General features: G+C 48.9%; 10 protein-coding genes. 3 read left to right on the top strand and 7 right to left on the bottom strand.

From position 1 onward, the window contains the following. Window positions 1–166 precede the first annotated feature (166 nt). The 5 genes from pfaD to KO537_RS08385 all read right to left on the bottom strand — a co-directional run bounded on the left by pfaD (window position 167) and on the right by KO537_RS08385 (window position 19,223). Window positions 167–1,813, bottom strand: coding sequence for an eicosapentaenoate synthase subunit PfaD (gene pfaD, locus KO537_RS08405; protein WP_219234268.1), 1,647 nt, complete (start codon window positions 1,811–1,813; stop codon window positions 167–169). 130 nt (window positions 1,814–1,943) lie between these two features. Continuing rightward, a complete protein-coding gene (locus KO537_RS08400; protein ID WP_219234267.1) occupies window positions 1,944–7,874 on the bottom strand; it encodes a beta-ketoacyl synthase N-terminal-like domain-containing protein in 5,931 nt (1,976 codons plus the stop codon). 41 nt (window positions 7,875–7,915) lie between these two features. After that, window positions 7,916–10,216, bottom strand: coding sequence for a PfaB family protein (locus KO537_RS08395; RefSeq protein WP_173245890.1), 2,301 nt, complete (start codon window positions 10,214–10,216; stop codon window positions 7,916–7,918). After that, window positions 10,213–18,357 (bottom strand): type I polyketide synthase, encoded by an 8,145-nt coding sequence (locus KO537_RS08390; protein WP_219234232.1) that lies wholly within the window; start codon window positions 18,355–18,357, stop codon window positions 10,213–10,215. Before KO537_RS08390 ends, KO537_RS08395 begins: the two co-directional genes overlap by 4 nt. Then, a complete protein-coding gene (locus KO537_RS08385; protein ID WP_168823209.1) occupies window positions 18,354–19,223 on the bottom strand; it encodes a helix-turn-helix domain-containing protein in 870 nt (289 codons plus the stop codon). The genes KO537_RS08390 and KO537_RS08385 overlap by 4 nt, the downstream gene beginning before the upstream one ends. Window positions 19,224–19,871: 648 nt before the next feature. Here KO537_RS08385 and KO537_RS08380 point away from each other — a divergent pair. Further along, window positions 19,872–20,741, top strand: coding sequence for a 4'-phosphopantetheinyl transferase superfamily protein (locus KO537_RS08380; protein WP_219234231.1), 870 nt, complete (start codon window positions 19,872–19,874; stop codon window positions 20,739–20,741). 88 nt (window positions 20,742–20,829) lie between these two features. Next, entirely contained in the window at window positions 20,830–21,375 is a 546-nt protein-coding gene (locus KO537_RS08375; RefSeq protein WP_105249737.1) for a hypothetical protein, read from the top strand. A 171-nt stretch (window positions 21,376–21,546) separates the two neighbouring features. Here KO537_RS08375 and KO537_RS08370 read toward each other — a convergent pair whose 3' ends face one another. Further along, entirely contained in the window at window positions 21,547–23,535 is a 1,989-nt protein-coding gene (locus tag KO537_RS08370) for an alkyl sulfatase dimerization domain-containing protein (RefSeq protein ID WP_219234230.1), read from the bottom strand. A gap of 123 nt (window positions 23,536–23,658) precedes the next feature. Between KO537_RS08370 and KO537_RS08365 the strand changes: the two genes are divergently transcribed. After that, a complete protein-coding gene (locus tag KO537_RS08365; RefSeq protein ID WP_219234229.1) occupies window positions 23,659–24,600 on the top strand; it encodes a LysR family transcriptional regulator in 942 nt (313 codons plus the stop codon). An 82-nt stretch (window positions 24,601–24,682) separates the two neighbouring features. Here KO537_RS08365 and queF read toward each other — a convergent pair whose 3' ends face one another. Continuing rightward, entirely contained in the window at window positions 24,683–25,540 is an 858-nt protein-coding gene (gene queF / locus KO537_RS08360; protein WP_105249734.1) for an NADPH-dependent 7-cyano-7-deazaguanine reductase QueF, read from the bottom strand. Window positions 25,541–25,547 lie beyond the last annotated feature (7 nt).

The following is a 25,547-nucleotide window of genomic DNA, read 5'->3' as shown; positions in this document are numbered from 1 at the left end:
AATTTTTACCTAAGCTTCGGTAAGAGTTTCAGCCTAATACGTTGAATCAAAGACTGTGAGCTGATGTCGTTCATAAGTAAAGATAAATAAAAGCCGACACTGTGAGTTTGTGTCGGCTTGAAGATATTATGATCTTATAATACAAGATGATAGGAGCTAAATACGTTTAAAAACGATTTAATGGTTTCCAGCGCTGCAGGCTAACTGGAATGCTCGCGCCTTGGGATAACAGCAGGTTAATGCGGGATTGATATGCTGCGCCCACCATTAAATGTTTGGCTAAATCGACCGCATTACGGGCTTTATAGTCATCTAAATAACTGCCTTTTGCCCAAGCGTTAAATGCACCCAGTGCTGGGCCTGCCCAAATTTGGTAATCCATTTCGCGGCCGACTTCGCCTGTGTTCGACCAGCGGCTCGATAGACCCAAATACCAGCGGAAAATCAGCGCCATCTTACGTTTGGGGTTATCCAGTGCGCGCTCGATTTGCTTAGGATCGCGCTCGTTAAAGTGGGCGACTGTGCCAGCCCAAATATCATCGAGTGATGAGCGGAACACTTGCTCTTCGAGTTTTTTACGCTCGTCCGCAGGGATGGCATCAATCGAATCGTAACGGGTGTAGATTTCATAAAGCTTATTGGCGCGCATCGGGAACAGAGTGCCGCGCTTAACCACTTGTAATTTCACGCCCATTTCGAACATATCGGCGGCAGGCGCCATAGTCACATCGGCCATTTCTGTGGTGGCGAGTAACTTACGTGTGTGTTCGCTGGCGCCCGCTTCGACGCAGGCTTGGTTGATTGAGCCTGTAACGATAAAGGCCGCGCCCATGTTGAAGGTGGCTAATGCAGCATCGGGAGTACCGACGCCGCCGCCAGCGCCCACACGGATGGGCGTTTTATATTGATACTTAGCTTGGATTTCATCTTTGAGCGCCAAAATCGTCGGCAAAAGCGTGACTAACGGACGATTGTCGGTATGGCCGCCAGAGTCGGCTTCGGCTGTTATGTCGTCCGCCATTGGCACCAGCAATGCCATCGCCATTTGGTCTTGGCTGATAAGGCCATCACTCACTAATTGCTGGAGGATTTTGGCAGGCGCCGGCTCCATAAACTTAGTCGCGACTTCGGTACGGCTGATTTTGGCTATGACTTTGTTGCCAATGACTATTTCGCCATGTTCGTCGCGGCTCAAACCTGCTGCGCGGTAATAGACGATTTGCGGCGTTAAACCTAAAAATGCCGAGGCTTCGACCGTGCGCACTTTATGTTTTAAGAATAACTCAACACTGCCGCGCTCTAATGCGGGCTCGCTTGGGCTGTGAATTAAGTTAAAGGCATAAGGACCATTAGGCAGCGCCGCTTGAATGCGGGTAATGGCCGCTTCAACGCGGGATGGAATTAACCCCGCCGCGCCAAATGAGCACAAAATGCCCGCTTGGCCAAGGGCGATAACCAGTTCTTCCGAGGCAATACCGTTGGCCATAGCGCCAGCGTAGTAAGCGTATTTAACCCCGTGTACGCGGCGAAAATTACTGTCGCCTAAACTTTGGGTGCCAAGGGCGGGCGCAAAGGCGCTGACGGGGTGTGAGCCTAGTGGCGCTTGGCTGTCGCTTGTTGTTACTTCGGCCGTTTGCGCTATGCCTAAGCCTTTTTCACTGTGATTCACTAAGTAACAGGCTTGGCTTAAATCTTTGAGTTTTTTGCCTAATGCGTCGATATCAAAGCTCAGCGCGGCATCGTTGACTTGCCACGGCCAAGGGCTGAGTTTTTCGTTATTGCTATTGAATTGATCTAGAGTATGGCTAGTCATAGGTGTTCTCATGTTATTTGTGCCGCCTTGGTGATGTGGATAGCCAAGGCGGCGCAACTATTTGTTATTCGTTATTCGTTATTCGTTATTTGTTATTCGAGATTAGCGTCTTTCTAACAGCGTAAACTCGCTAGGCTTCTTCAATACAGATGGCGATATCTTTAACTTCATAAATCCGCAGGCCATCTTTACTCAAGTTGGCATCGCCCATAATGATGCGTTTGCCATTGTCGTCTGTCACGCTGGTAATGTGTACATCTAGCGACATCTGCTTGTTTAATGGGTTAATTTGGCCGCGATATTTCCATTTGATATCCGATAAAATCTGCCCAAATTTAGGATTCTTAAAACCCGCACCAAGGTCTTGGTTAATCGCATAGGTTTGCATCAGCTCGATAATGGCTTCAACCCCTAAGGAGCCTGGCATCACAGGATCTTGATGGAAATGGAATTGGAAGAACCAATCACTCGGGTCAATCGTGCGCTCGGCGTATAAATAGCCAAGGCCCGCTTTACCGCCGGCTTTTACGATTTCAGCCTTGTCGATAAAGTTAAGTTGACCGCCCGCTAAACGGTAATGTGGTTGACCTTTTGGTGCGTTAAAGCTGCGATGTTGTTTATCTAACAGATTGATTTGGCTATCGGCTGCTATGCCATTTTGCACATGCCAAGGCTGAGTGATCTTGCCGTTGTCTATGCCTAACTGGTTTTTCAGCGCATCGCCCTTGAAGTAACCAAATACCGCTTTACCTTGGTAGAAAGGCTCGCCATCGCAGCTTAATTCAAAACTAAAATTCTGGATGATGTTACTGCCAGCAATCACAGTCGATAACAAACGTGAGTCGTTCACTATGGTTTTGCCACGTAAATCCACATGGCGCAGCAGCTTACCGTTGCCGTCTAAGTTACGGAAGAACAGCTCTTGGCCGGGGAAGCCCAATGTGGTGCCCATATAACCTGAGATAAAACCGTTTGGCTGCAGTGATATTTCCATCAGCACAGAATAGGGCATAACGGCGTGATGGCTGTTTTTATCATAATACCAAGCGTTTGCTGGCACTTCGTATTCAGCGATACACGAAGAGGGCTTTTTCAGCTCGCCGCGTTTGCCGTCAATCGCAACCACGCGGGTGGTAAGCTGTAAATCTCCGCAAGGCGTGCGCGGTGGAATAAGGCCGCGATAGATGCTGAAATCAGGGCCGAAGCAGTTTTCGATATCACCCGTGGCAAATTCGAACATGTGGTATGGCGTGAACGGCAGGGTATCGGGCACGCGGTTGGCGTACTTTGAATCCGCTGGCGCAATCGGCGCAGGTACATGCTTAAGCGGCACTACGCCTTTATTGGTAGGTGCAGTTAAATCTGGCAGCTGTGCCATCAATGGCGCCGCTAACGATACTGGTGTTGTTGAAACAAGCGGCGCAGCCGAAACAGCATTTTTAGCTACATTTCTAGTCGTATTGTTAGCTGTGCTGTTGGCATTATCCGCGAGGTAGCGGGTGCATTCGGCTTCTTCTTTGATCATCACTCCAAGGTTTTGGAAATCCACGACCACTTTGCCATTGAGCAAAATATCGATATTCGCCTTAGCATACGGGCGCGGGCTCATACCGATTTCGGTGATTTCCATGCGATAGGTGAGCAGGCCAGATTGCGGCAAAACTTGACCGCGACAGCGCACTTTTTGTGACGCATTTTCTAGCGGTTGGAAACGACCGTCTTTTACACCGAGGTGCATCCCAATATGCAGCATAAAGAATTGCAGTAATTGACCACAGCCTTCGGCCATTAACGATCCCGCCATCACTTGGTCGCCCTTGAAATGACACGGGAAATACCAATGATCAGCTTCGAGCTGCTTATGGCCTTGAACTGAGCCTAAGCCCCACGCGCCGCCATGCACCTCAAGATTGCTGACTTGTTCAATCATCAGGAATTTTTCGGATGCAAAACATAAAGAGGGCTGCAAACCATACTGGGCTTGATGCGCCGCATGGGCGCCGCCAAAACAGCCACCGATATCGGCGCCGAGCAGTTTATGGATTTGACTGTAATCAAATTGGTTTTGCGCGCAGTTCAGTAACGGATTAAAGCGCGGCTTATTCGGATTGTTAAAGGCGAGGTTGCGCGCTTTGATTTCGGCTTCGGTGTGAATAACGCCTTTGCCGTCGGCCAGTTCTTTGTCGGTGAAGAAACCGGCACAGCCGCCATCCATTTTAAGGATCAGCTTGTCGCCCACGAAACATTCGTAGGAGAAGAAGAACAACAAGGTATCGCCATTGCGGGCAAAGTGATTGATGGAAATATCGTAGCGCAGGGTGTCGCCACCGCGCGGTAAGTCGCCAAGGAAGGTCAGGGTGCAATCGAGCAGACGATAAACGCGCTCGCCCTTGTTTTCAAAATCGATACCTAAGTAGCTGATCAGCATCAAGTCGCATTGACCCGATTCGACCGCCACGGCCCAAGGGATTTGGCCATCGACCAAATACGGTGCGTCCACAGGAATATCGTATTCCGTGGTCATAGTGCAAGGCTGATATTGGTTCATCTGGGCGTTTAATTTCGTTACCCGAGATACCAGCAAATAGTCAGTCGTTGGCAGGCGTACACGACGCGAATAGCTGTCGATAATGGCGTAATCTGGGCCAAATACTTTAGCAATATCACCTTCGGCGTACTCGACTAAATCTGCATAATCCCAAATGCAAGGCTTGCTTATCGGTGTTGGCGGCGTGTACTCAGGCACTTTTGCATGATTGGGAAAAAGCACAGGAGGTGGAAGAACCGCTGTCGCAGATGCCTGAACAATGGCTTGCTGTTGTACTGGCGCAGCTTGGCCATTGACGGCTAACTCGCTGGCAAGCTGGGCTTTCATCAAGGCATCGGCCAGTTTCAAGCCTTCAGCGCGACTTTGCAAAAAGGCTAAATGCGCCTCTCGGGCGAGTTGCTGATTGCTTAAAAATGCCGCGTCTTTTAGCTCTGCTTGAGTGGCGTTGTTATTGGTCGTGCTTAGGGCATTAATTGGCATGCTGCTTAATGTTTCTTTTTGTTGAGCCGTGGTTGGGCTGCTTGTTGCAAAGCGACTCGTGTCTTTGCTCGCTATTTGGGCCAAATGTTTACGTTGGCTGCGCGCTGGCAGTGCTGTCATGGCTCGGGCTTTTTGTTGTATAGCATCAAGGCCTGCGAGCGGCGTATCAAGGATATGCTGATAGATATCGCGGCCACCGAGTGTCACTTGTTTTATTAAGTGTTTTTGCTCTGAAAGCGTTAAGTCTTGTTCAAGCCTTTGCTGCAAATTGTATGCTTGCGTGGCACTTTGGCTGAGCAGTAACTGCGAGCATTTACCTTGGCTAAACGTGGCAACGAGCGCGTGCTGCTGAGCTTGAGAAGAATGCTTGTTAAGTTGCGCTTGATTTTTAAGCTGCAACAGCGCGCTCAAAATACTCGCCATTCCCGCAGCAGCAAAATTGTGGCCTAGGGTATCAGCGGCTTGGCTGCGCTGGTTCACACTCGGCAACAGGGTATTGAGTACCAACTCTGAATCGGCAAGTTGCTCAACAGAAATACTGTTTTCAATCAAGCTAATCTGGCTGCTATTCACCTTGGCTTGGGTTAACAGGTCATCGCAAATGCGCGCTGTGTTGCTATTACCTTGTATGTCACAAATCGCGCCAAATACTTGGCCGCTGATGTGACCATAACTGTCGCCATAGCTGCTATTGGCATTAGCATTGTCAGCGGCATTACTTGGCTGGGCTGTACTTGATTGCGCTGTCGTGAGCACTAATGCGCCTGCACCTTCACCGACTTTCCAGCCAGTGTCAGTCGCATTAAATGCCACTGGCGATACGGCATTTTTGAGGATCACTTGCTCTAGACTGCCACTTAAATCGACTGCGGCGATCACTACGGCATCTAAGGATTCTTGGGACAAGAGGTTCTCGGCCACATCGATACAGCGGGCGACCGATTGCTCCGCCGCTGAAATGGTAAAGGCAGGGCCGTTAAAGTCCCAAAGGGATGCGATACGTGACGCCATGATGTTGCCAATAAAACTGGTGTATTGGTTCAGTTTGGCGGCATCGAGCACACTGTCCATGGCGATTTTTTCAAGGGCGAGATACTCGGCTTGTGTGAGTGTTATCCCTTGTTTTTTAAGACTGTCTGCCAGTTGAGTGTGCAGATTTACGCGGCCACGGAACTGGTGTAATTCCAGTTCGGTTTCCATCGCTACTAATACAGCAACCTTGCCACCGGGCTTTAAGTTGGCATCACGAATCGCTTCATCGGCCACTTTGATCAGCAGCAGTTGCTGGGAGATCAGGCGGTCGTCTTCATTGGGCGGCACTTTAAAGCGCAGGAAGTCAAAATCGAACTGGTCGATATATGCGCCCTGCGGGACAGAAGGCAAACCAAAGTTAGCTAAGATCTCAGGATGTTTATCTAAGCCTTTCCAGCGTTTAGCGGGCAGCGGGATAAAGGCATCTTGCCGAGCATGAATCGTGTTATCCAGTGCATTTATGGAGGATAAAGGCCCGAAGTGTGATGCTAAGCCAATGATATTTAATGGTGTATGTTGGTAGCTTACTGTGGCAGCACTCTGCTGACGCTTACTACTGGTATTTGCCGCTGCATAGGATTCCAGCAATAAATGCGCGTTACAGCCGCCAAAACCAAACACGGAAACACCCGCGTGGCGGCGGTCATTGCCGGCTTTATCTGGCCAAGCATGCAATTCTGTTGGCAGATTTTTAGCGCTAAACAAGCCCTTAGGCGAAGATATCGGCGCCGATAAGTTAATACTTGGCGGCAGTCGACCCGAGCGCATGGCAAAAATCATCTTCATGATCCCCGGCATGCCCGCGGCTGTGAGTAAATGGCCTAAGTTGGATTTTGCCGAACCGATCAGCGGTACCGCAGAGCCCGAGAGTTTGTCCTCAAAAAAGCGTTCCATCGAAGCGAGTTCGACCTTATCCCCAAGCGGCGTGCCTGTGGCATGGCATTCAATCACTTCGATATTGGCAGGCAGTGTGTTTGCGGCACTATAGGCGCGCTCGAAGGCTTGCACTTGGCCCTTGCTGTTGGGGCTTAATACAAACTGGCCTTTACCGTCGTTCGACAAACCAATGCCGCTGACGACGGCATAGATGTTATCGCCATTGCGCTCGGCATCCTCCAAGCGTTTTAAGACTAACACCCCTGCGCCTTCTCCGGCGAATAAGCCCTTGCTGTTACTATCAAAGGGCGCTGAAATACCGTGATCTGGATAGGCGTGGAAAATCGAGAATCCCATGTTGATAAAGAAGGGATCGGCGCCTGATACTGCGCCCGCAAGCATCATATCTGCCTTGCCTGTGGTCAGGTAATCGCAGGCGAGTTTGAGCGCATAAACCGAGCTGGCGCAGGCGGCGTCCAGACTCAACTGGGTGCCACCCAAACCGAGTGCATCGCTGACCAGTTTTGAGGCTGTGTGAGCAACGGCGCCATTGGCGATGTTTAAGGTTTGGCTATTGGCATTGAGATCGTTAACTGAGTTGCCAAAATCAGCCAGCTGAAATGCGCTTTGATTAAGTTTGTTTTGCAGCGCCTTTTCAACGGTCTGATGATACAGAGGCAAAAATAATTCATTGGATCGGGCCGTGGGGAACGACAAGGTTCCCATTACGATACCAGTGCGCGCCAGTACGGCATCGCTTGGGGCAATCCCTGCGTCTTGCAGGGCTTTACGACTGCAATCGAGTGCCCATAAAAAGCTTTCATCTAAACCGTCAAAGGCGGACTCAGGCAGTTGATAGCCCCTAGCATCAAACTTAAAGTGTTGAATGTAGCCGCCCTTATCACAGTAAAAACGGTCAGATTGTCCCTGCACACCTTGGTAATCGGCGGGATTGGCATTGAGCTTCTCGCGGCTGATTTGGGTGCGTGAGTCTTTTTTATCCAGCAGGTTTTGCCAAAAGGTTTGAGGATTATCGGCATCAGGATATTGAGTCGCGAGGCCGACAATCGCAATTTTTGACGCACTTTTTGATGCGCTGTTTGACGCACTTTTTGACAAAATCATAGGCACGGTAGTTTTATCAATAGTAGGGGAATGCTGAGAACTCACAGGGGTTCTCCTTTTGGTGATACTGCTGATGATAAAGGGGCTGCGTTAGTGCTTAATGGCTGAATAAGCGGCGCGAGCGACAACGGTACTCTGTGGCTTATCAGCTGAGCTAAACACTTGAGTAAGCTGGTAATCGCATCGGCACCCTTGGCATTGCAGGCAATGGCTGCTGTAGTTGCGTTCTCGGTGCTTTGGCCTGCATGGGCATGGCTGATTTTATCTATGAGTGTGCTGGTTTGCCTATCGGCACCCACTTCGACAAATAGTCTTGCGCCTTGCTCAGTGGCATTTTGAATGAGCGCACTAAAGTCGAGCTGCGAACAAAAGGTATCGGCAATCGCGCGGCCAATGCTTGTGCTATCAAGGGTGACTGGCGCAGTTTGCGCTGCACTGATAAAGCGGATCGGCGAGTCTTGCGCCGCCGCTTTTAGCGCCTCAGGTTTTAATGCCTCGGGATTTAGCGCCTCGGGTTTTAGCGCTTGAGTATAGAAATCTTGTACTTGCCCGTGGACTAACATGGCAGGCGCAGTATGCATTGCCGTGACGCGATTGGCAGCAATGCCGCGTTTGCCTAACTTGGCAAGTAGGGCTTTACAGCTCGCTTCGCAGCCTGCAATGACACAGGTATCACCTTGAATGATGGCTAAATAAGCGCGAGGGAACTCTGGCAGTAATGCTTTGATTTCATTGCTACCTGAGCGTACCACAAAGCTGTTCCACACTATGGATTCATTATCCTTAAGTTGCCACGCTCGGCGGACTGCGGTTAGCTCGCCAGAAATGGCATGGTTGAAAATATCGCTATTTTCTGTGGCGTTGATCATAGCATGGGGCGTTTGCCACACATCTAGGCTGGCCCACATGGCTGCTTCGCCCATTGAGTAACCGAGCGCCATTTTTGGCTTAATATTAAAGACTTGGGTCAACAGTTTAGTGAATAGATAACTGGCGCCCACGCCACTAATCGCTTGCTGGCTTAAGCTCATGCCCGCTGCAGTTTTTACATCTGCGGCATAAATCTGCGGTGATTGCAGCATGGCGCTTAAATCGCCTTCACGTTCTAGCTGGTGATACAGCGCGGGGAAATACTCATGCAAGTTATTGAACATATTGGCGTAAACAGTGCCAACGCCGGGGTATACAAAGGTAAGTCCTGCATCCCCTAGCGGCTTAGCGGTGAAACAGCTACCCGCTGGCGTTTTAAAGTGTTGACCATGATGACGAACAGCATCACTTTCAAGGGCCGAAAGCATAGCTTTGGCTTCAAGTTTGAGGTCATCAATCGATGCCGCCATCAAGACTAATGCCAGTGGTGCGTTGGCATCATAGCGTTCAAACCAAGGTTTGAGATATTCCGCGTGAAAGCCTACGCCATTTTCCAGAGTGTTAACTAGTTGCAATACTTGCGCGATGAGTGAATTAATATTGTCAGCACTTATCGGCACAAACAGCCGGTTTTCATCAACAAGAGCTTTGGGTGCGATAACTTGTGTGCCTTGGGTCAGTACTAGGCTTTGGCAAATATCTTGGCCTGAATCCAGCAAGGTATCTGCTGGGTTTGATCTTGTTGCCGCTAGATTCTTTGCTACAAGATTTAGACATAAAACCCGCGCTTGATGTTGGTCGCTAAACCAATAGCCAGTTTGATGATTTGTGTCGTTTGTCTGTTTTATATCAGTAGTGCCTTTAAGCGGCGCTTGTGTTCGCGCCGCGAGGGCGGTTACGCCTTGGCGCAGCGCAACAAATGCCTCGTTGAGAGTGTTGGCGACGAGCTGATGCTGAACGGTTTGTGCAGGGCTGCGCTTTGCCGCCACTAACGCCGCATTTGCAACAGCCGCTGCATTAGCAACACCTGCATTTACAACACCTGTAGTCTCATTGCCAGCGGCAAAACCAGCAATAAACGCGTGGGCGTGAAGACGCAGTTTGGCGGCGCGTAAACCATCAAGCAAATACAGAGACTGGGGCAGATTGCCATCATTGAATTTAAGTTCAACGAGCTTGCCTTGCTCAATGGCTGTTGTTGCTTGGCTTAATAACGCAGTGAGCGAGCTTTGCTCATGCACTGACGGTTCATGAGCTGTCGATTGGTTGGCGTCGGCAGCGCAAATCTGAACTCTTTCACGTTCCGCAAACGTCCCTAATACTTGGGCTGAGTGAGAGTCAAGATTGACCGCATCGCCAAGCAACACTGCAATACGCAGTGGCTTGGCAAGCTTTTCGGTCATAGCTGTGTCAGCTATCGACGTTTCAGTTTGGCTGCTATGTAGCGTTGCTAAAGTGTGTGCTAAGTTCACTCGACTTTGGCCTCCACGCTTTCAATGGCTTTATTAGCAACTTTATTGGTTAAGAATGCACCGTTAAGGTTTTTGCTGATGGTGACTTTGGCGTTGTTCATCTCGCAGCTTAAGCGGCCATCTTGATGATACAGCGTGATATTGGCTTCAAGGGCACGGCCAGAGTGTTTCACCACCTCGAGCACTAAATGACCTTTATCGCCAAAGGCAAACGGCGCATGGGAGATAAACTCACCAATGCTTGATGGCAAACTCGCCGCGCCATATTTGAGTCTCGCCCACACCAGCATCGCCTGTAGCAACAAATCTTCTGCAAAAGCTTGTGAGCCTTTAGGCGTGAGATTAGGCACAAAATCCCCGCAGTCTGCTAACGCAACATGGGGAAGACTCACCTTGGCGACTAAGCTCGCATCGTCAAACTTCACCACAGACTCAATACCTTGCAGTCTCGGGCCGTGGAAAAGCGTGCCGTCGCTGTAAAGGCTGCTCGCGGTTGTGATGGCAGAAAGTCTTGCCAAACTGTGCGCGTCAAAAGCAGTTGCTTTGCAGTTATCACTCGCCGCGTCATCAACAGCATCATCAACGACTAGGATGGCCTGATATTGCGGACGACCTTCAAAGCTGATTAAGGCATTGAATTGTCCACTCAAGCACTCGTCAGAATCTTTCGCGGCTTTATCCGTTAACGCAATCGGTGCAAGTTCAAGTTCCAGCGTGATGGGGGCTGCACTTTCTAACACTCCATTTTGTAACACGGCAGTGTCGAAAATAATGCCCTTCAATAGCTTGTAGCTTTGCACTTTGACTGGTTGCTTAAGCACATCAAAGGCGGCTTCACGCATCCACTGAATCGCGCACACAGTGGGTAATACGGGATTACCATTAATGCAGTGATCTTCAATAAAGATCATTGCCTTAGGGTCCAGTGCGCGCTGCAGTTTTACAGCGCTTATATTTACTGCGCTTGGATTTAAAGCGTTAAGCAAAGCATGCGGATCCGACGAGTCAGTGGTCAGATCCGCTTCAGGCTTTTTTAGATTACTACCTTCAGTCTCTTGCACTTTATTAGAAGTGTCGTCATGAGGTGCGCTGCCTTGCATGTCAGTACCAACCAGCAATTGTGCGCCTGTGTTGCTCAGTAATTGGCTCGCAAATAACTCAGCACCCGCTTTTAACGGGATCACATAAACACCGCGATCCATAAACATCTTTTTCAGCGCAGGATTCACCATGCCGCCGTCCCACGGACCCCAATCGAAGCTCATCACTTTGGCATTTGGCAGTTGCTGCGCCAGTTGCAGTGCGGCTTTGTTGAGTATGTCGTTGGACATGGCGTAATCGCTTTGGCCAGTATTGCCGTAAAAACCCGCCGCCGAAGAGAATAGGGCAATCAGTTTTAATTTATCTAAATCCAGTGCGGCAAGTAGATTGCTTATACCTGTGACCTTAGTGCCATACACCCGTGCTAACTCATCTAAGGTTTTGTCTTGGATGTGTTTATCGGCGAGTACGCCCGCACCATGGATGATGCCAGTAATAGGCGACAACTCGGTGATCGGCACTATCGTGCTGGCGATCGCATCTGGATTGTTAACATCGAGACTTAAGTACTCGGCGCTCGCGCCCACAGCGGTAAAGGCTTCTAGTGCGGCTGCAATTTCTAGGCTGCTTTGAACTGGCCATACTAGGGCATCCACTTGTTTTGGCGTGGGTTTCTCGCCCAAGCTTTGAATGTGGGCAATAGCTGCGGCTTTAAGTTGACTGTTATTCTTACCCTGTGCCCAAGCGGGAATGGCTTGTTGGCTGCTTCTGCCAGCAAGGATAAAGTGCGCCTTGCTGCGTTTGGCTAAACTTAGCGCACATTCAAAGGTCACGCCTTTTGCGCCACCGGTCACCAGTATTTTATCTGCACTCGTCAAGTTTGCCGCGCTGTGGCGGGTATCAGCCTTGCCAGCAACTAAGGTTACACGCTCAAGTGCTTGGGCTGCGCCTTGGCTAACACCGACTTCCAATACGTTATCGGTTGCAAAGAGCTCAGCGATCACTGCATTGGCCAGTTGCTTGGTATCAAGTGCTGGCGCGATATCTAAGGCGCGGCAATGCACGCTTGGCCACTCGTGGCTCAAGGTTTTCGTTAGACCTGCCAATGCTGCTTGGTTTAGCTCGCTGCGGGCAATTTGGCTGTGGTTAAGATAACCAAAACCACCGTCGATACGACTGACACTGATAAAACTACTACCAGTATTGGCGGTCGCTGCTGTTGTTAAAAACGGTTGTAAGTGCTTGGCGAACAAGAACGCTTGCTCGACGGATGCCTTGGCGGCACTGGACAACACTAAACCTTTCGCATCGGCTGAGGTTTTATGTTGTGGTTGCAGATGAATAAAGCCTGCAACTGTACCTAAGCTTTTGATTTCATTAATTACTGCACCAATGCTGGCATCGTCAATCGCCGCCAATGTGAAGCTGGCAATGTGGCTATTGAGCGGTGATGCACTGGCTACAAGGTTTTCTGGCGAGCGCACAACCGCAACCGTTAGACCTTGAGCATGCAATTTTTCAGCAAGTACGCCAGCATTGTGACCATCATCGCTAATGATAATGCAGGCATCTTTAGCAAAAACGCGTGGCAGGCCTTGTTGCGCTGATTGCTTTGACGATTGCTGTGGCGATAGTTGCGCTAGCTCAGCCGCCGCTGGCAACTTTTTTAGCACCACCTCACTGTGTGGCGGTAAATCGATAGTAGGTTCAGGCTGAACGACAGCGCTAACTGGCGCGGCATTCTGGCTTACCGCGTTTTGGCCTAGCTTGCCTTGCATATAGCTAACGATTTCACCTAAGGTACGACACTCGGCCAGATCTTCAGGATTGAGTTCAGGCAAACCCGGTAGCTCGTCTTGCACTGTGCCTAAAATTTCAACGCGCTTGATGGAATCGATACCTAGATCGGCCTCCATATCCATGCTGAGTTCTAGCATTTCAGTGGGGTAGCCCGTCTTGTCGGCCACTACTGACATCATGGTTTGTTGGACTTTTTCAGCACTTAAGCCGTCATTTATTGTAGCAGTAACAGTGACTTGCGCTGCTGTTGTAGCTGAAACCGAGCCAATTGCAGGTAGTTTGCTGTTCATGTAGTCAACGATTTCACCTAGGGTACGACACTCGGCCAGATCTTCAGGATTCAGCTCAGGTAAGCCCGGCAGTTCGTCTTGCACTGTGCCTAAGATTTCAACGCGCTTAATCGAATCGATACCTAAATCGGCCTCCATATCCATGCTCAGTTCCAGCATTTCAGTGGGGTAGCCTGTCTTGTCGGCCACCACAGCCATCATGGTTTGTTGCACTAACGCAGCGCTTAAACCGCTGGCGGCAGGCGCGGCAGTTGTCACATGAGTTGCTACGATAACTGATCCCGCAGTTGGCAGTTTGCTGTTCATATAGTCAACGATTTCACCCAAGGTGCGGCACTCGGCCAGATCTTCTGGGCTGAGTTCAGGTAAGCCGAGCAGTTCGTCTTGCACTGTACCTAAGATTTCAACGCGCTTGATGGAATCGATACCGAGATCGGCTTCCATATCCATGCTGAGCTCCAGCATTTCAGTGGGGTAGCCCGTCTTGTCGGCTACCACTGCCATCATCGTTTGTTGCACTAACGCAGCGCTTAAACCGCTGGCTGCAGGAGTTGTTGGCGCTGTTGTAGAAACTACAACTTGGTCAGCCGCTGGCAATTTGCTGTTCATGTAGTTAACGATTTCACCTAAGGTACGGCACTCAGCCAAATCTTCTGGGCTGAGCTCAGGTAAACTCGGCAGCTCGTCTTGCACTGTGCCTAAGATTTCAACGCGCTTAATTGAATCGATACCTAGATCGGCTTCCATATCCATGCTGAGCTCCAGCATTTCAGTCGGATAGCCTGTCTTGTCAGCCACCACAGCCATCATGGTTTGTTGTACTAACGCAGCGCTTAAACCGTTAACGGCAGGTGCGGCTGTTGCCACTTGAGTTGCCACATTTGCAGCAGTAATAGGCGCTACGATAATTGAACCCACTGCTGGAAGCTTGTCATTTTGTGTAAGCTTACTTTGCATATAGTCAACGATTTCACCCAAGGTGCGACACTCGGCCAAATCTTCTGGGCTGAGTTCAGGTAAGCCCGGCAGTTCGTCTTGCACTGTGCCTAGGATTTCAACGCGCTTAATCGAATCGATACCTAGATCGGCTTCCATATCCATGCTGAGCTCCAGCATTTCAGTCGGATAGCCAGTCTTGTCAGCCACCACAGCCATCATGGTTTGTTGCACTAATGCAGCGCTTAAACCGCTCGTTGCTGTTGCCGCAGGTGTCACTTCTGGCATCACTACAGCAGGCATGACTAATGCAGGAGCGGCAGGAGCGGCAGGCGCAACTTGTACTGTCGCAGCAGGCGCATAAGCAACGGGAGCGGTTTGCACAACAGGCGCAACAGGTGTGCTAACCGCGGGTCTCGTCGCAACAGCTTGAGCCGCTACTGGTGCAGCATTATGTGGCATTGACGTTGCAACAACAGGCGCTGGAGCAACAGGTGCAGGAGCCGGCGCAGTTGCTCGTGGCTGACTTGCAACCGCTGGGGTAAAGTTAATCGGTGCATTGTTTAGCATGGCCAAGGCCGTTTGGCTGCTACTGCTTTGCAGTTGCATAAATTCGGCGTGGCTTTGCAGGGTTTGTGCTTGATGCTGGTGGAACATTTCCATCGAGCGTTGCAGGCTTTCAGGGATTGCAATGCCAAGGCTTGCCATCTTGGCTTGTTCTGTCATCAGTGTCGTGAAGGTATCGCCATATTGCTGCGGGATAGCTAAAAACTGTTGATGCAACTGCGCCGCTTGAGATTGTGCGCTGAAAAATGCCGTTAATGCATCGCCGCTGACGCTTGGGTTCAATTGCGCTGTCGCTTGTTGCTGGTGATTGCTTAAGCCTTGCGTCACGCTTGGGGATGTTTGTTTCATTTCAACAGTTGCCACTTGATTCGCTTCCACTTCTATTATTTTTTCAACCACTTTTTCGACGATGACTTCTTTCTCAACGATTTTTTCGACAACCGTTTCAACGATGCGATCCACATATTGCACTTGGCTAGTCACGCTGCCTGTGGCGAGGGATTTGGCCATCTTAGCTTTGGTCGCAGCACTAATATGGTTAGTGGCGGTGAGTTTGATGTTCATCGCCGATGGCGCTTCACGCTCGGCAATCTCTTGTGACGTGACGGCTTGATAGGGGTCAACCTCAGTTAACGCCACACCGGCTACCGCGAGTTGCACTGCGGCTAAGCGTAATTGACTGTCACTGTCGCCCTTAGGATTCGGGTTCATGCTGACAAGGCAAAGCTCATTTAAGTGTTCAACTAAGGTATTTTCAACTAACTTTTGCAGTATGTTCTTAGGGCCAAACTCAACAAACACACGGGCGCCAGCGTCATACATGGCCTGCAGTTGCTCGCTAAAGCGAACCGATTGCAGCATGTGTTGTTTGAATTCTGCTTTAATGGCTTTGCCATCGCTTGGGTGCAATTGACCCGTACCGTTGGCATAAAGTGCGACTGAAGGCGCGCTGAATTTAGCTTTATCAATGGCTTTGGCAAATGGCTTTTGTGCGTGTCCAACCAATGGGGTATGGAACGCGCCTGAGACAGGCAGGGCAATCGCTTTAAAGCCCAGTTCACTAATGGCTTTCGCGGCCAGCTGAGTTTGCTCTGTGCCACCTGCGATGACTAATTGCGTCGGCGCGTTGTAGTTGGCAATTTTAACGCCATCAAACTGGGCTAAACAGCTATTGATCGCATCGATATCATTCTTTTGCTTAAGAATAATCGCGAACATGGTTCCTAAATCAACTTGAGTCCCAGTATCGCTCGGCACTTGCGCCATGGCATGCCCACGGGCGAAGGCCAGTTCGACGTAATCTTCATTGGAAATCACGCCTGCCGCGCAAAGGGCTGACAATTCACCAAAGCTATGACCCGCCACCATATCGGGTGCAAAACCCGCTTGCGTTAATAGCGAATATTGCGCCATTGAAACCGCGCCTATGGCGCTTTGGGCGAACATGGTATTGGTCAGCGCCGCTTCTTGGGCTTTAACTGCATCGGCATCGAATGCCGGAATAGGGTAAAGGATGTTCGATAACGGTGTTTGATCGTGGTGAGCAAATACCTTATCGCTGGCCGTCACTTGTTGGCGCATTTCAGGGAAATGGCAGGCGAGTTCGCGGCCCATGTTCAGGTACTGTGAACCTTGACCGGCAAACAGGGCGGCTACTTTCTTTGATTCATTCTTGGCCACTAAGGCATGAGAGCGGTAGCTGATACCAGAAGGTAATTGCCACGCCTCGCTTGCACTGGTTTCTAGGTGCCCGCTTTCTAAATGCGCACTGCTTTCTAGATGAGAGATGGCTTGATTTAGCTGAGCTTGCAGCTGAGCGATATCCTTAGCCACAAAACCTAAACGGGCATCTGTGCTTGCCAGTGCGCGCAGCGGATATTGCTGAGCGATAGCGTTTAGGCTCGCAGCGCTGCTCTTATTCGCGTTTGCACTCGTGTTCACGCTTTGGCTCAGCGCAGCTTTTAACTCGCTAAGCAGCGCGTTTTTATTGGCTGCGGCAAATAATAGCGTCTGCGGCACACTGCGCTGACGATATTGCTCATCGCGGCTGTGCTCAGGTTTGTATTCTTCTAATACAAGATGGAAGTTCGTGCCGCCAAAACCAAAGGAGCTTACACCTGCACGGCGCGGCGTTGCATCGGCGCGCTGGAACCATGGGCGAGTTTCGGTATTTAAATAGAATGGTGAGCTTTCGATATTCAGTTTTGGATTAGGCTTGCTAACGTTAATGGTCGCAGGCAATACCTTGTGGTGCAGCGCTAGCGCGGCTTTGATCACCCCAGCAGTGCCTGCTGTGGATTTAGTGTGGCCCACTTGGGATTTTACTGAACCTAACGCGATATGTTGATTTGTGTCGTTGCCTTGGGCAAATACTGATTTTAAGCCATTAAATTCAGCCACATCACCTGCGGCAGTACCCGTGCCATGGGCTTCAACTAAGCCAATGCTGTGCGGGGCAAAACCAGCATCGTCGTAAGCGCGCTCCAATGCTTTAGCTTGGCCCTCAGGGCGCGGCGCATAAATACTCTTAAACTTACCGTCCGATGAGGCGCCAACGCCTTTGATGACGGCATAAATTCGGTCGCCATCGCGCTCGGCATCTTCAAGGCGTTTAAGCGCGACCATGCCGATCCCTTCGCCGATCATCATGCCTTTTGAATCGATATCAAAGGGTTGAATGGTTTCATTGGTGGTGAAGGCAGGCGTTTTTGAGAAGCTCATGTACATGGACGGCGAGTTGTCGGTACAGACACCGCCGGTTAACATCATGTCGCTGCGACCTTCGGTCAGTTCAGTTAGCGCCATACGCATAGCGGCAAGCGAGCCCGCGCAGGCAGCATCGACCACACAGTTCATGCCGCCAAAATCAAAACGGTTGGCGATACGGCCTGCAATCACGTTGCCTAAGGACCCTGGGAAAGAGTTTTCTTCCCAGTGGATATATTGGTCTTGGAACTTTTTGATCAGCATTTCGCTGTCTTCATCGCTCAGGCCGCTGCTTTTGAATACTTTTTTAAGCACTGGATATTGCAGGCGCGAGTTCAAGCTCTGACTGATTTTTTGACCACCACCCACGCCTAGGGTGATGCCGATACGATCACGATCATAATCGGTGGGCAGATTAGCATCGGCAAGCACTTCTTTGGCGACAATCAGCGACAATAGTTGCGAGGTATCTGTCAGTTCAAGAATATTGGGGGGCAGACCGAATTCCATTGGATTGAAGTCGACTTCTGGTAAAAAACCACCGCGTTTACAGTAGCTTTTATCGGCTTTGCTTTTGTCGGCATCGTAGTAATCTTCGGCGCGCCAATGGGTGTCTGGGATGTCAGTAATGGCATCGATTTTTTCGCTGATCAAATCCCAAAATTTATTTAAATAACGCGAGTTAGCGAAGATGCTGGCCATGCCGACGATGGCAACGGGCATATCTTTTAAACGTTTGTTGAGTCGTTTATCTTTTTTTGACTCAGTCGCAGAATTAGGTACAGAAGGGGTATGGCTCATAAAGAGTCTCCACGGGTCGACCTGGATACGGTGACCTTGTTTTGGGATTTAGCCGCGCTTGTCTTTGGCGTGCCATGGGCACCGGGAAAACGGGCTAAGAAGGTGTGATAGTTGCGAACGAGCAACTTTCGTAAATGAAACGGCCCATGTTTAAGGACATAGGCGATATATCTATTGGTCGCTTGGGTATTGCTGTCTTGATAAATATCGAGGTAAATCCAATCACTTGCTGTGTCTACGCCTAATAGTACTGAGCTTGGCGCTTGCTCAGTGAGCTGCGGCGGTATGGTGAGTGACACCACTTGCACCACAGTATTGCCGTCGGTACTCGGCAATGCGAGCGCCTTAGCCAAGGTTTCTGGATTGACCGTATAGGTTTGGATATCGCTGCCTTGAGTCACAGGCAATTGATTAAAATAGCGTTCGGGGACTTGCGGTGCTTCAAATTCATCGAGCCGCGATATGCCGTAGCGCTTTAAGCAACGGGCAAGGCCGGAGCGCGACACATTGGGATTAATAAAGGTTTGGGTAACCTGAAGTAATCTATCTAAGGTGAGTTTGAGTTGATAGCGTAATCCCACCACCACATATTCTTCCATCGGCGTGAGCGTGGTATTGAGGTGATGGGGCGTGTTCGAACTGTTACTAATGGACTCACGCTTCCGCCATTTACGCACCGTTGCCTCAGTAATATTTAAAATTTTTGCCAGCTGGCTGACGCTCAGATCCGATTGCTGGATAAAGAGTCGCATTTCAGGCGTGGTGGTGGCGTTTCGATGCCGAGGTGCGCTGTCTTTTTTCGCCGCTTGAGTTGTGCTCTTAGGGGCGTAAGACGGCGCTTTAGATTGAGAGTCGCGAGCTGCCATTAATAATAATTATCATCCGACATAATCTATTGGGACTGAGAAGCCATTTTGGCTGAGTCAGCTGTGGCACTCTTGAAGAACATAGTGACACTCATCGTAAAACCTGTGCTTATCATCTGTGTCACTTAATGGGGATGCAGATTACCTGAGGTTTCGGGTCGATACAATCATCTGGGACTGGAATTTATTGGCTTTCGTTGAGTAATGGTATTTTCTGTGCGTTATGTTGGGTTTTCGTTGACCGCTTGGGCTTTTTAATACTTTGATAGTGGAAGAATTAAATTTTTAGGGGCGATAAAGACCGCTTTTTTGAGTTAGCGGGGTAAAATAGCCCAATATTGGCTTAAGCCTCCTCTGCAAGGAATCAGACTGTGCGGCTAAACCTGTTAATTTGGGCGCAAAACCTTGGCGCAATTGCAGCAAAAAATTTGCGCATAGGATGGCGTTCAGGGTCGTTCTAAGAATTGCTCTAATTAGAGTGCTGCTAAGAATTGAACTCAGGCTTAGTTGAAACTATTTAAGATGCATAATGAACTCAGAGAATGATGAACCAAGACAATACCCAGATATGAATGTTGCTAAGTGCTCTCCAAAAAGCCAGACAATGATAACCATCAGCCGCAAGGCTTTGTCCTGCAAGGCTCTCAAATGACCGACTCCAGAACATCTAGCAAAAACGGCGTGAATGTGGATCTATTTTTTATTCCACTGAGTGATATTTCATTGCCGCAAACATCACTCGCTCAGTCTTGGTTAAGTGATGATGAACTCGCCAAGGTCGCGCGTTATCGCGATCCCAAGGCGCAAATGAAGGGATTACAGGTCAGGGCAGCGTTGCGGGCCGTGTTATCTCGCTATGCGGATTTATCGCCACACGAGTGGTGTTTTGAATATGGCGCTAAGGGTAAGCCGAGTTTAACGGCAAAATTGCAACAGCAAACGGGGCTTGAGTTTAACTTAAGCCATAGCGGCGATTGGTTATTGATTGGTGTGGCTCAGTTTCATGGTGTTGAGTCTGGTTTATTTGGGGTCGATATTGAAAGATCGCGGCCGAAGACGGATATCTATCCAATCCTAAATCACTATTTTTCCGCCCAAGAAACTGCGGCTTTATTAGCTCTCGCCGATGAAGCGAGTCAACGGCAGCGCTTTTTCGATTTATGGGCGTTAAAGGAGTCCTATATCAAGGCGACAGGTCTAGGTTTAGCGCAGTCGCTTAAATCCTTCGGCTTTGATCTAAAGCCATTCGAGCAATTGGTGGCCGGATCGGTTGAGCTTAGATGCCAAGATGCAGCGTTGATGCCGTTCTATGGTGTGGCGCCTTTGCTGAGTGTCGATCCTAATATCCCGCTGCAAACCATTGATGCAAGTTCATTGTATTGGCAAACCTATTTTGGGCGTTTGACCGAGGAGTACCGTTTTGCCGTGAGCTTAGGGCATGCTGGTAACACCGATATTTCCATAATGCTAACGGCGCAATTGAGCAGCATAGAAGCCTTACTTGCCGATTATGGTTAACTGGTCTTATTCATCTTCGGTTAAACATTGCTGGGTATAGTCACGCCCATAATATTTTGAATTTGAATGAAATAAATGAGGTTTAACAATGAAACGGATTAAGTGCCTAATACCTGCCACTATGATGGTGTTGCTATCTGGTTGTGGTTATTTTGGTGGCGATGAAAAGCAGCAATTGGAGCAGGCTTGGTTAGCCCAAGATCCACAGTTGCAGCAAGTGGTTGAGCAAATTCGTGCCAATGGCTTAGATGTTGTGGCTCAAAGCGCGGCAGCAGGCACAGTTTCGGCCTGTGTGGCTGAAAAACTCAGCCAAGATCCGCTGGGTAAGTTAGTCAATGTTGAAGGCTCGCTGGTGGAGTCTGCTAAAGTGGCAGAGCTGCTGGGGGACTTACAGAAAGTAATGGAGCAAGACATCAGTTTTGATCAGGTCGCGAGCTTGCTACAAAAGGGCGCCGATGCGGCGGCCTATGCTAAAAGTCTTATCGAGCAACAAGGTTTAGATCAAGCCTTACAAAGCCTTAAGCAAATGGTGACCGCGAGTGAGCAATTTGCCCAGCAAGACTTAGGCGCGCATTTTCAGCAGTTATTGCTTGAGTGCAAAACTTCAGTCCCAACGCCAGAGTCTGCGAATTAATTCTCTTACTTTAATCTAGCCTTTAAAGATTGCACGAGAGAACATGCCGTGCAAATGACTATCCGTACTTCACTCTTTTGCTTACAGAACACGACTCGCCAAGTGTCAGAATGGTTAGTGCTAGTGTAATTTTTCCATAAAACTCCCTGAAGATTCAGGGCGTTGATTTGGTTATTTCGCGCTTGGTAGTGGGACGATTTCAAAGCTTTCATCGAACTTTACTAAGGTCGACGCTATCTTACCGAAGGCATCTTTATCACCCTCTAACTTGGCAGTACCCTTAGCCAGTAACTCTTTAAGTGTGACTTTTCCGAGTAAAATCCCCGTAATATAGCGTTTATCAATATAAAGATTGGCATCGGCCTCCATCGGTTTATCAACCTTAATATTGCTTAAATTACCGTTACTTAGTTCAACATAGAGCGTTTCTTGGGTGTCGGGGTTAATCACATTAAGCCTGATTAGCCCAAGTTCAGCAGCTTTGAGGCTATCGACTTTTACGGCGAGGAAGTCAAATAGGGTCGATATGTCCATTTCTCCTAAAATATCTGCAGAGGCCGATTTAGGCGCGCCGGGTTGAATGCCTACGCGTAACTCTTGGGCGCCAGTGAGGTAAATGTTGCGCCAGCCAGCACCTTCGGCTTGATAACCCAGTTGCTCATAGGTATCGGCAAGTAATTGTCTTGCCTCTTCGTTATTAGGTTCTGCCATCACGACTTTATTGAGTGCGGTGGCCACAAAACGGTACTCGCCTTGGGCATAGTCGGCTTTGGCGTGTTTCACTACGGCTTTGGCACCGCCCATATACTCCACAAATTTCGTCGCTTCATCTTTTGTCGGTAGTGGGTTTAAGTTGGCGGGATTCATATCGAAATAGCCAAGGTACATGTTGTACACGGCTTTGGCATTATGGCTGTAGGTGCCATGGTAACCATTGGTGTACCAAGTATCGCGCACAGCCTTAGGGATAGTGGTTTGAATCGCATCGCCAATATCTTGAATACCCACGCCATTATTGGCTAAACGCAGGGTTTGATTATGCACTAGGCCATAGTTATCCCTTTGCATTCTTAAGTATTGGTTTATATCAGTATTGCCAAATACGGGGGCTGAGTGGGCAGTGAATATAACCTGTGCATCATTACCAAAATGAGTCAGTAATTCGTTGATATCCTTAGACCATTTTATCGCATCTCGGACTTTTGCCCCGCGTAAGGTATAAATGTTGTGCATGCCGTGGTAGGTGAGCTCTGCGGTCCACAATGCTTTCATTGAGGGAATATAGGTGGCCATTTCTGAGGCGGCTTCTGTGCCTGAGGCATCCATAAACACCATGTCGATACCATCAATGGTGAGTGTTTCCCACTTGTCTTTGGCATTTAAGGTGACATCGGGTTTAACGTAGGTCACTTCGCCTTTGGATAATCCCTTAGCAAGTGCGGCATCGACAATGCCTTGATCGTTTCGCTCTAATGTTGCGCCGTATTGATAGGCGGCGCGGCGGCTCATGGCATTACCTGCGAGGACGTTTTCGTCGACAATTTCTTTGGTGATGTTATTGGAACCATAGACTTTGACGTTTGGGAACATGTCTTTGATGGCGCGGGATCCGCCAAAATGATCTCCATGACTGTGGGAATAAATCATTGCGACTACGGGTAAGTCATTGCCCTCGGGCAAGTGTTTAAGCGCAAACTCAAGGGATTGCTTTGCTGACTCTTTGGTCAGCAGTACGTCATAAAGGATCCAGCCTGTTTTACCGCGGATAAGGGTTAAGTTCGATAAGTCGGTGCCACGCACTTGATAAATGCCATCTGTGACCTTGTATAAGCCGTTAGACACCATATTCAATTGAGCTTGGCGATAAAGTGAAGGGTTGACTGTGTCTGGGGTTTTGTCACCAATAAAGCTGAAATCGGCACGTAAAATGGCTGCTGTTGGTTCATCTAGCTCAGCAATAAGATTTTTAGAAAACTCTTCAAAGGCTTTTTTATCGGCAAAATTAAGGCTTGCTGCCTTGGCTTTGTTTACCGCAATGGTTTGCTCGGTGGCAGGCTTTCCCTGATAGTGCAGGCTAATATGTTCATGCTCGTGTTCAGCGGCCACGGCGCTTAAAGAGAAGCTTGCGATAATACTCATTGTCATCAAAGATTTTTGCATTATTTTACCTACCGAAAAGTGGGATAGTGTCGTTGATGGTTTGAGTATAGCCAGCTTGTGTATTTATATAACTCGAGTTAGCTTGGGTTGTAATATTCATATAGTGAATGAGTGCACTCCCTTATGCCGACACGAAAGCCATTAGATTTAAATTTATTACGCGTGTTTATGGTGGTTTACCGTACTCGTTCATTCACCCAAGCGGCGCAGGAGTTAGATTTAACTCAGTCATCTGTGAGCAATGCGATAAGTCGGTTTAGGGCTTGGGTCGGGGAGTCGCTGTTTAATCGGGTTGGACGGGGAATTGAGCCTACATCGGTGGCACGGGAGATGTACCGTAAATTTGAGCAGCCCATGGCAGATATTGAAACCGTATTACTGGGGTTTGAGCATTTTGATCCCAACTCGAGCCAGCGGCGCTTTTATGTATATGCTAATGAGTCGGTTATCGAAGCGCTGCAATCAGGCGTGCAGGCTTTGTTACAGAATGCGGATATTGAAGTCATTTTCCGCGAGTCGCCGCCGCAGGAGGATGATCTATATCGCGATATTTTGCTTGAGCGGGTCGCCGTTGCCATAGACATTAAGCCCGCGCAGCAAAGTTTGCTCTCGAGTAAATTACTCTTCACCGAAACCCTCGTTTGTATCGTCAGTTTGCAGCATCCTCGTATTCAAGGTGCTATCACCCATGGGCAGTATTTTGAGGAGAAACACGTCTTTTTAAATATGCGGCGTTTTAATTTGACTGCAGGGGATTTGTTTACCGAAGGCGTGTTACCAAGGCGCAAAATGTACAGTGAGCAATCATCTTTATTGAGTATGTTTGCAACTGTCGGCAAAAGTGAGACGATAGGCATAGCGCCTTTGCGGTACGCCAGTCAGTACGCTGAGATGTTCGGCTTACAGATTTTACCTATGCCCCTGAAAACTCGGCCAATTGATTTGTATATGGTGTGGAGCAGTAAATATACCCAAAACCCGAGCCATCAATGGCTACGGCGTTTATTGCTCAATGCGAGTGCAAACACTGTGAATAAAAAAGCTCTGAATCTAGCGAGCAGCTAGGGCTAGCGATTCAGAGCTTTGTTGCAGTTTTTAAATTTTATTTTCTATCTCAGATTGTTAATCTAATAGCCTAAGAAGGTCATTACTGTCTTGCGAGTCTGTGGCTTTCGCCAGGTTGCTCGAAGTCACTGCGATAAGGGTTGATATCTAAACCACCGCGACGCGTGTAGCGGGCGTAAACCGTCAATTTAGTGCAATGACAGAAACGTTTTAAATCGACGAAAATTCGCTCGACACATTGCTCGTGGAATTCGTTATGTTGGCGGAAAGAAATCAAATAGCGCAGTAGTTTCTCGCGATCGATTTTAGGGCCTTGATAACGGATCATCACGCTGCCCCAATCGGGTTGCGAAGTGATCAAACAGTTGGATTTCAGCAGGTTTGAATTAAGCGTTTCCGCGACCGTTTGCTTATCGTCTGTACTGTTAACTAAGTAATCAGGATTAAAACTATAATCGCTGACTTCAATATCGAGATCGTCAATACAAGTGCCAGGTAACTCAATAATACGCTGAATACCAAAGCTTTTGGGCTCGATAATCTTAACGCTAACATCACCTTGAGCACACTGACTTAAGTCTTGCACTAAGGTTTTTTGCAGTGAATCTAGGCTATCAAACTTGGTTTGATTAAAGCTATTGAGATACAGTTTGAACGATTTCGACTCAATCAGATTCAGGCTTTCATAACTTAAATGAAATTCAGCTATGGCCACCATAGGCTTACCTTTGGCATTTAACCAAGACAGCTCATAACCCGTCCAGATATCGGCACCATGAAACGGTAACGTCCCAGTGAGTGCAATAGCATTACGGTTTAGTGAGCGTGGAACCCCTTGCAGCAGCGACGCATCATACTCGGCTTGGTAGTCGGTGGCTTTACCTAAAGTCAGGCCAACAAGCGCTTGCGCATCACTATAGGGATCGTGATTCTGTGTCATCAATACT

This window comes from Shewanella sp. NKUCC01_JLK (genome assembly GCF_019345615.1).
GTDB classification, from domain to species: Bacteria; Pseudomonadota; Gammaproteobacteria; order Enterobacterales; family Shewanellaceae; genus Shewanella; species Shewanella oncorhynchi.
This window is presented reverse-complemented; position numbering and strand designations above follow the sequence as displayed.